The sequence below is a fragment of the Amycolatopsis sp. NPDC057786 genome (genome assembly GCF_042797905.1).
Classification (GTDB): domain Bacteria; phylum Actinomycetota; class Actinomycetes; order Mycobacteriales; family Pseudonocardiaceae; genus Amycolatopsis.
Map to the genome: position 1 here is coordinate 23,652 of NZ_JBHVKW010000102.1, position 7,557 is coordinate 31,208.

The window sequence follows — 7,557 nt, forward strand, 5'->3', positions numbered from 1 at the left end:
AGGGAACCCGTCACTTCAGCGAGTTGTCCACTGTGGTCATGAGGGATCCGGTGTCACCGGACATCTCCCAGGCCATGACCCCGAGCAGCCCTCTGGTCTTGAGCCAGGCGACCTTCTGCTGGATGGACCAGGCGTCGTCGAAGGTCCACCATTGCCCTCCGTTGCCCGTGTAGCACGACGTGGCCACGGCCGCGGTGTCGTGCTGGACGGCACAGTTGGGGACACTGGCCAAGAGATTCGCGTAGCCACGAGTACCTGCTTCCTCGGCGAACTGGCCAGGCGCGGCTCCGGTCGCGCTCTGCCATTCGCCCTTCTTGCCGCCGTCGGCGACCCCTTGCCAGCCTCTCCCGTAGAAGGCGAGCCCGAGGGTGAGTTTCCGTGGATTGGCCCCGGCCTCGGTGTAGGCGTTGATCGCCGACTCCACGCTGAACTTGAAGTTGTACGGATCATCCGCGTCGGCGTAGAGGTTCCCCTGGTGGCCGGTGCGGTTCGGTTCCCACGAGTTGTCGCTGCCGGAGCCGTGGAAGTCGTAGCCCTGCACGTTCGCGACGTCGAGGTAGTCGAAGATCTTCGGGATCTCCCAGCCGCCCTTCACCTTCGCCGGGTCGGCGGGGGTGAACGCCTGCAGTTCGTACCGCTTGCCGGTGGTCGCGCCGTAGGCGTCCATCTGTGTGCGGAACTCGGCCAGCAGCGCGGTCAGGTTCGTCTTGTCGTTGGCGCTCCAGTGGTTCCCCGGGTGCCCGTCGGGGCTGCCCGGCCACTCCCAGTCGATGTCGATGCCGTCGAAGATGCCCGCGGCCGTACCCGGACCGCCGGCGCCGCCGTACGGCTTCACGTTCCCCTTGAGGTACGTGTCGATGCACGACGCGACGAACTTCTGCCGCGACGCGGGGGTGGCCGCGACGTCGGAGAAGTACTTCGAATAGGTCCAGCCGCCCAAGGAGATGAGGATCTTCAGGTTGGGGTACTTGGCCTTGAGCTTCTTCAGCTGGTTGAAGTTGCCGCGCAGCGTCTCCCAGCCGGTGTCGCCGACGCCGTCGACGGACTGGGCGGCGGACATCGGCCGTGAGTAGTCGGCTTCCGCGTCACCAGCGCCGTCACCCTGGTTCGGGTCCTGCGGGTTCGGCGTCGTCCCCTTGGTGACGCCCGAAAGGCAGGTGTGGTTGACCGGGTCAATGTTCCCGAAGGCGTACAGCAGATGGGTCAGCTTGGCGGCGGATCCGTTGGTCACCAGGTTCTTGACGAAGAACTGGCGGCCGTAGATGCCCCACTGGACGAAGTAACCGACCCGGGCGTACCCGTTCACGATGTCGCCGGTGCGAGCGCTGACGGCGGCGCTCGCCGCGGAGACGTTGTCGTACCCGTCGCGGGCTTTGACCGTGAAAGAGTACGAAGTGGACGGTGAAAGCCCGGTCACCGTCGCGGTCGTCCCGGTCACCGTCGTGGCGAGGGTCGTGCCGCGGTAGACGTCGTAGGAGACGACGCCGGTGTTGTCGGTGGAAGCGTTCCACGCCAGGGAGATCGAGCCCGAGGTGACCGCGGTCGAGCGGAGGTTCGACGGCGCGGTCGGTGCCTGGGTGTCGTCGCTCGGATTGTTGGTGGTCACCGCCAGTGCCGGGGTGGGCGGCGACTTGGCGTCCTTCCGGTCCTTGGCGACGACGGTGAAGCTGTACGCCGTGTTCGGCGTCAGCCCGGTGATCCTCGCTTCGGTGCCGGTGACCGAGGTCGCCAGCGTGGTGCCCTGGTAGACGTCGTAGCCGACGACGGGCAGGGAGCCCGGGGCGGCGGCGTTCCAGGCCAGCGCGGCGGTCGTGGTCGTCTTCGCCACGAGCCGCAGGTTGGCCGGCGTCGACGGCGGGGTGTCCCCGGAACCGTCGCAGTTGGCGTCGTCGATCCGGCAGGTGGTCGGGTTGACCGCGGAACTGAGCCGGAACGACGGGCTGTAGGGATAGGTCGAACGGCCCGGCGCCAGCGACTTGATGTAGTACGCCGGGGTGAGGGTGACCTGGTTGCCCGTCTGGGAAACCGTGCCGTTGGCGCCGCTGGTGGCGGTCACCCCGGCGGGGACGGTGAAGGTGATGGACCAGTCGGCGACGGTTTCGCTGCTGGGGTTCGTGACGGTGTACTCGCCGGTGGTCCCGGTCAAGGTGAAGGCGGCGCGGAGGCGGCCCGCCGCCAGCGCCGGAGTGCCCGCGGCTACCAGGAGCCCGGCGGCGAGGAGTGTCACGGTGAGTGCGCTGAGTAGTCGTTTTCGGGTGCGTCTCATGGCGGTTCTCTCCAAAAGAGGCGGCGAGACTGACCTGCTCTGAATGATGGCGCGTGTGGTCTAGACCACACTTGAATGTAGCGCGGGACGCATAAAAGGTCTAGACCGATTCGGCTGCCGTGAACCCGTTCGGCCCCGGCTGCGGACAGCAGGTGACACTGACGAACGGCGAAGGGCGGTTCATGAGCTCATCTGGGGCGGATCCGGACGATCTCGAAGACGCGGAGCTGATCGCGAGATCGGTGACCAGGCCGGACTGGTTCTCCGCGATCTTCGACCGGCATGCCGCGCACATCCACCGTTACCTGGTCAGGCGCATCGGGCCCGCCGCCGCCGAGGACGCGCTGGGAGAAGCGTTCCTGGTGGCCTTCCGCAAACGCGAGGGCTACGACACGGAGCGACGCGACGCCCGGCCATGGCTCTACGGGATCGCCACCAACCTCGTGGCGCAACGGCGTCGTGAGGAGGCCAAGGAGCTGAAGCTGCGGGAAGCCCTCGGCCCGCCGTCTCACGAAGAAGGGCACGCCGAGCGCGTCGCGGAGCAGGTGACCGCCGAGGCGATGGGGAAGCTGCTGGACTCCGCGCTGGCGGAACTGGCCGACGGCGACCGGGACGCGCTCACGTTGTTCGCCGGAGAAGGCCTGAGCTACGAGGAAGTGGCCTCGGCGCTGGGCATTCCGCTCGGCACCGTCCGCTCTCGGCTCAACCGCGCCCGCCGAAAGGTCCGCGAGGCGCTGGGGCGCCCGGACACCACGACTTCGAAGGAGATCTCCACCCATGGATGAGCTGCAGCTGATCGCCGAGCGGACCGGCTCGGTCCCACTCGCGGAATCCGGCGCACTCGGCCGGGCGCGGGAGCGCTTGGTGGCCGAGATCACCGCCGCCGAACCGGAAAACGTGGCGCCGCCGAGGAACCAGCGACGCTGGGTGTGGACCGGGGCCGGGGCGCTCGGGCTCGCCGCGGCGATCACCGCCGTCGTCGCGCTGGCGCCGGTCGAACAGGTCGGCCTCGAACCTCCCTCGGCCGCCGCGGATCCCGTGACGGTGCTCCGGAACGCCGCCGCGGCCGCGCTGAAGGCGCCGGACACGCCACCGACGCCGAGCCAGTTCGTCTACACCAAGACCAAGCAGCCCGACGGCGAGCGGGAATCTTGGCGTTCGGCCGATGGCACCCACGACGGTCTGATCAAGATGGCGGACGGAAGTTCCTTCCCGCTTCCGGGTTGCCGGAACGGGCGGGCGCAGGCGTACAAGGGCGAAGAGCCGCTCAAGGGCGTCACGGAGCCGTGCACGCCGTCGCCCGCTCATCGGGCGGATCTCCCCACCGACGCGGACGCGATGTTCGCATATCTCAACGCCGACCACAGCGGTCACGACGGCGACTTCAACGCGATGGGCAAGGACGTCCTCTCGCTGGCGAACGAGAGCTATCTTTCTCCTGCGGTCCGGGCGGCTCTGTTCGGCGCGGCGGCGAAGGTCCCCGGGCTGCGCGCCATCGACCACACGCAGGACGCGGCGGGCAGGCCGGGGGTTGGCATCACCTGGCCGCTGAGGCCGGGGGACGACCCCAAGGTGGCGAAACCGGTGGTGATCGTCTTCGCCGCCGACACCTTCCGGTACCTGGGCACGAATTCGACCGCGGTGACCGCGTCCGGTGTGGTGGACGCGGCAGGTCAGCGGCCGTAGCGGTTCAGCGGCCGGTGAAGGTCGCCTTGCCGGGGCCGTCGGCGAGGAACGACTTCACCGCGGCGCGCAGGTCCTCGGTGTCGAAGAGCCCGGCGGCGATCGTCGTGATGTGTTCGTTCGCCTCGGCGACGCCGCCGTGCTCGTAGTGCTCCAGGACCTTCTTGGTGGCGGCGTGCGCACGCGTCGGCCCCTGGGCGAGGTCGGTCGCGAAGGCGCGCGCGGCCTCGTCGAAACCGTCGGCCGGGAGCACCCGGTTGACCACGTTCCAGCGTTCGAGTGTCGCGGCGTCGTACGTCGCGCCCGTCATCACGAACTCCTTGGCACGGCCGACACCGGCGCGGGCGGCGAGCCGCTGCGTGCCGCCCATGGTCGGGGTCAGGCCGACGACCCGTTCGACCAGGCCGAACTTGGCCTTCTCACTCGCGAGGACGATGTCGCAGGCGACCGCGACCTCGAACGCCCACGTCAAGCACAGCCCGTGGGCGGCGAACACGGTGGGGAACGGGAGCGCGGCGATCCGGTCGGGGATCGCCAGCATCTCGTCGAAGAGCACCTTCGCCTCGGCCGCGCTCGACTGGGCGTCGAACAGGGAGACGTCCACGCCGCCGCTGACGATCTTCCCTTCGGCGCGGATCAGTGCCGCGCGCGGCGGCGTGGCCTCCAGTTCGCCGATCGCCTCGCCCAGTTCGGCCTGCAGTTCCGCCGTATAGAGGTTCAGCGGCGGCGAAGCGATGGTCAGGACGGCGAGGTCGTCTTCACGGTCGAGGCGAATCGAGGCGGCCAAGGCGGTTCCCTCCGATGGGGGTCGTTTTCCGTGACCCTAGCCCGACGCCGCGACGAGTTCGTCCCATTGCGCCTGTGCTTCTGGTCGCCATTCGACGTGCTTGCGGTGGAACAGGTCCGCCGCGCGCACGCCGCTCCAACCGTCGGGGAGAAGTTTCAGCGGAAGCCGGGGATCGAGGAAGGGGAAGCTGCGCCATTCGTGGACGAGTTCGGTCTGCGCGCGCAGGACACCGCGCTCACCGGAGGGATGCAGACCGGTGAACCGGTCGATGAAGTCCTCGTAGCGGTCCTTGAGATCGCTCAGGTCCCAGGACCGCGCGACCATCGTCTCCTGATCGCCGACATCACCGTAGGCGGCGGTGAACGACATCGCCTGCGCGTCGAGGCCGAGGTCCTGCACGATCTGCTGGGCCTCGCGCTGGCGGCTGAGATCCGGGCTGACCCAGACACCGGCCACCGGCGAACCGAACCCGGCCCACGTCAGGCGGGTGCGCAGCCTGTGCCGGAGATCCCGCTTCGCTTCGGGGACCGACACGATCAGCATCAGCCAGCGATCGTCCCAGGCCTTCTCCTCGTTGCCGAACGCGTAGATCCGTTCCGCGCCTTCGGTCAGGAGGCGCCTGCCGGGTGGAGTCAGCGACCAGCGCACTCTTCGCCCGACGCGTTCGGAGACGACCCAGCCCTCGGCGGAGGAACGGGCCAGCGCCTGCCGTGCGGACTTCTCCTCGATGTCCAGCACGTGCAACGCCTCGACCAGCGCCGAGGTCCAGATCGCCTGGTCACGGGGCAGGACGTACTCGCCGAGGATCGTCATCAGCAGCGACCGCGCGCTGGCATGACCGACTTCCCGCCGCCTGCTCAACGTCGGCCTACGGGTACCGCCTTTCTGCTGGTAAACGACGGGGACCTGGGTGGCGGAGTCCGCCATTTGCTGTCACCGACCTCAATGCTCGGGGATTCGTTCGGGTCCAGAAGAACAACCAGGCTACCCACGTTCCGTGATCGCTTGGATACTTGCCACTCTTCCGAGGGACCACGAGGTGTCCAATCGGCCCCCGTAGACTTACCGATCTCATGAGCGCCACACTCGTTGCCAAGAATCTCGCCGCCGGCCACGGCGACCGTGTTCTGTTCTCCGGTCTCGACCTGGTCGTCGCGCCCGGCGAAGTGATCGGTCTCGTCGGAGTCAACGGCGCGGGCAAGTCGACCCTGCTGAAGACCCTCGGCGGCCTCGTCCCGCCGGAGGAGGGCAGTGTCCGGCTGAACCCGCCGACGGCCACCGTCGGTCACCTCCCGCAGGAGCCGGAACGCCGTGAGGGTGAGTCCGTCCGGGCGTTCCTCTCCCGGCGCACCGGTGTCACCACCGCGCAGGCCGCGCTCGACGCCGCCACCGAAGCGCTCACCGCGGGGGAACCCGGCGCGGACGACGCGTACGGTCTCGCGCTCGACCGCTGGCTCGCGCTCGGCGGGGCTGATCTGGACGACAGGGCGGGCGAGGTCGTCGCGGATCTCGGGCTCACCGTGAGCCTCGACCAGCCGATGCTGTCGTTGTCGGGCGGGCAGGCGGCCCGCGCGGGAATGGCGTCGCTGCTGCTGAGCCGGTACGACATCTTCCTGCTCGACGAACCGACCAACGACCTCGACCTCGACGGGCTGGAGCGGCTCGAACGGTTCGTGACCGGGTTGCGCGCGGGGACCGTGCTGGTCAGCCACGACCGGGAATTCCTCGCCCGCACCGTGGACCGCGTCGTCGAACTCGACTACGCGCAGCAGCAGGTGCGGACCTATGGCGGCGGTTACGAGTCGTACCTGGAGGAACGCGCCGTCGCGCGGCGGCACGCCCGTGAGGAGTACGAGGAGTTCGCGAACACCAAGGCTTCGCTCGAAGCGCGTGGCGCGATGCAGCGTTCGTGGATGGAGAAGGGCGTCAAGAACGCCCGGCGCAAGGCCACCGACAACGACAAGGTGGGCCGCAAGTTCCGGAGCGAGGCGACGGAGAAGCAGGCGTCGAAGGCGAGGCAGACCGACCGCATGATCGAGCGGCTCGACGTCGTCGAGGAACCGCGCAAGGAATGGGAGCTGCGGATGGAGATCGCCGCCGCGCCCAGGGCCGGCGCGGTCGTGGCGACCCTGCGTGGCGCGGTGGTGCGGCGGGGTGAGTTCACCCTCGGTCCGGTGGACTTGCAGATCGACTGGGCGGACAAGGTCGCGATCACCGGGGCCAACGGCGCCGGGAAGTCGACGTTGCTCGCCGCGCTGCTCGGACGCGTCCCGGTCGACGAAGGCGCCGCGTCACTCGGCTCCGGTGTCGTGGTCGGTGAGGTCGACCAAGCGAGGAAGCTGTTCCTCGGCGACCTTCCGCTGGTCGAGGCCTTCGCCCGCGAGGTCCCGGAACTGGCCGACGCCGATGTGCGGACGCTGCTGGCGAAGTACGGGCTCAAGGCCGCGCACGTCCTCCGGTCCGCGGCCACGCTGTCGCCGGGGGAGCGGACGCGGTCCGCGCTGGCGCTGCTGCAGGCGCGCGGGGTGAACCTCCTCGTGCTCGACGAACCGACGAACCACCTAGACCTGCCCGCGATCGAGCAACTGGAGTCGGCGCTGGCGGAGTATCCGGGGACGCTGCTGCTGGTGACGCACGACCGGCGGATGTTGGACGCGGTGGCGACGACGCGGCGGCTCGAAGTCGCCGAGGGCAAGGTCACGGAACTCTGATGCGTTTGGTCCTCTGAATGCTTGCCGCATTCAGAGGACCAAATGCGGCGAGGGCTATCGGCCGGATGACGTCGGGCTGTCGCGAAAGCCACTTTCGCGACGTCTGGTGT

The 7,557-nt window shown here is 68.9% G+C and carries 6 protein-coding genes; 3 read left to right on the forward strand and 3 right to left on the reverse strand.

The window, feature by feature from the left end; all coding sequences use genetic code 11:
• Positions 1 to 10: 10 nt before the first annotated feature.
• Complete coding sequence (locus ACFVM3_RS34635; RefSeq protein WP_378444120.1) at positions 11 to 2,227, reverse strand: glycosyl hydrolase family 18 protein; 2,217 nt, start codon at positions 2,225 to 2,227, stop codon at positions 11 to 13.
• Positions 2,228 to 2,448: 221 nt separating this feature from the next.
• Between ACFVM3_RS34635 and ACFVM3_RS34640 the strand changes: the two genes are divergently transcribed.
• Positions 2,449 to 3,051 carry an RNA polymerase sigma factor gene (locus ACFVM3_RS34640; protein ID WP_378444115.1) on the forward strand — a complete coding sequence of 201 codons (603 nt, stop codon included), beginning with the start codon at positions 2,449 to 2,451 and terminating at the stop codon, positions 3,049 to 3,051.
• Positions 3,044 to 3,952 (forward strand): CU044_5270 family protein, encoded by a 909-nt coding sequence (locus ACFVM3_RS34645; protein WP_378444116.1) that lies wholly within the window; start codon positions 3,044 to 3,046, stop codon positions 3,950 to 3,952. Before ACFVM3_RS34640 ends, ACFVM3_RS34645 begins: the two co-directional genes overlap by 8 nt.
• 4 nt (positions 3,953 to 3,956) lie before the next feature.
• Here the strand turns inward: ACFVM3_RS34645 and ACFVM3_RS34650 are convergent, their stop codons facing one another.
• The gene (locus ACFVM3_RS34650) at positions 3,957 to 4,736 is read right to left on the reverse strand and encodes an enoyl-CoA hydratase/isomerase family protein (protein ID WP_378444117.1); all 780 of its coding nucleotides are present in this window, start codon (positions 4,734 to 4,736) and stop codon (positions 3,957 to 3,959) included.
• Positions 4,737 to 4,772: 36 nt separating this feature from the next.
• Positions 4,773 to 5,663 carry a PaaX family transcriptional regulator C-terminal domain-containing protein gene (locus ACFVM3_RS34655; RefSeq protein WP_378444118.1) on the reverse strand — a complete coding sequence of 297 codons (891 nt, stop codon included), beginning with the start codon at positions 5,661 to 5,663 and terminating at the stop codon, positions 4,773 to 4,775.
• Positions 5,664 to 5,809: 146 nt separating this feature from the next.
• On the opposite strand from ACFVM3_RS34655, the gene ACFVM3_RS34660 reads away from it, so the two are divergent.
• On the forward strand, positions 5,810 to 7,447 hold the full coding sequence (locus ACFVM3_RS34660) for an ABC-F family ATP-binding cassette domain-containing protein (protein ID WP_378444119.1): 1,638 nt from the start codon (positions 5,810 to 5,812) through the stop codon (positions 7,445 to 7,447).
• Positions 7,448 to 7,557: the final 110 nt, after the last annotated feature.

Excerpts from the sequence above, each read along its gene's own strand:
- ACFVM3_RS34645 (WP_378444116.1), top strand. The coding sequence starts at position 3,044 with ATGGATGAGCTGCAGCTGATCGCCGAGCGGACCGGCTCGGTCCCACTC.
- ACFVM3_RS34660 (WP_378444119.1), top strand. The coding sequence starts at position 5,810 with ATGAGCGCCACACTCGTTGCCAAGAATCTCGCCGCCGGCCACGGCGAC.
- ACFVM3_RS34640 (WP_378444115.1), top strand. The coding sequence starts at position 2,449 with ATGAGCTCATCTGGGGCGGATCCGGACGATCTCGAAGACGCGGAGCTG.
- ACFVM3_RS34655 (WP_378444118.1), bottom strand. The coding sequence starts at position 5,663 with ATGGCGGACTCCGCCACCCAGGTCCCCGTCGTTTACCAGCAGAAAGGC.